This is a genomic window from Bradyrhizobium sp. CFUWI, assembly GCF_056429085.1.
On record NZ_JBWJZE010000303.1, the window covers coordinates 1 to 393 of the forward strand.

Here is a 393-nt window from a genome sequence, read left to right on the forward strand (position 1 = left end):
ATCTGGCACTGATGGTGGAGCTGTCGAAGGCGCCCCCGCCGCGTTCGATGGAGGACATCGGCAACGTGCAGTTGATCCCCGCGTTCATGCTGTCCGAGCTGCGCTCCGCATTCCAGATCGGCTTCGTGGTCTTCCTCCCATTCCTGCTGATCGACCTCATCGTCTCCAGCGTGCTCATGGCGCTGGGCATGATGATGATGCCGCCCACCACGATCGCCCTGCCGGTGAAGATCCTCATGTTCATCCTCATCGACGGCTGGGGACTGCTGCTCAAGGCCCTGGTGGGCAGCTTCCACTGACGGCCTCTGCGATGCTGCGCTCCGTCGAATCCCCGTGCGTGCCTGCCGGCGCGGCAGCCTCCGGAGACGAAGCGGAGCTGTGGCGGCGCTGGCG

General features: G+C 65.1%; 1 pseudogene. It reads left to right on the forward strand.

The window, feature by feature from the left end:
* Positions 1-299, forward strand: a pseudogene (locus tag AC066S_RS39920) (flagellar type III secretion system pore protein FliP); the annotation flags it as partial.
* Positions 300-393 lie beyond the last annotated feature (94 nt).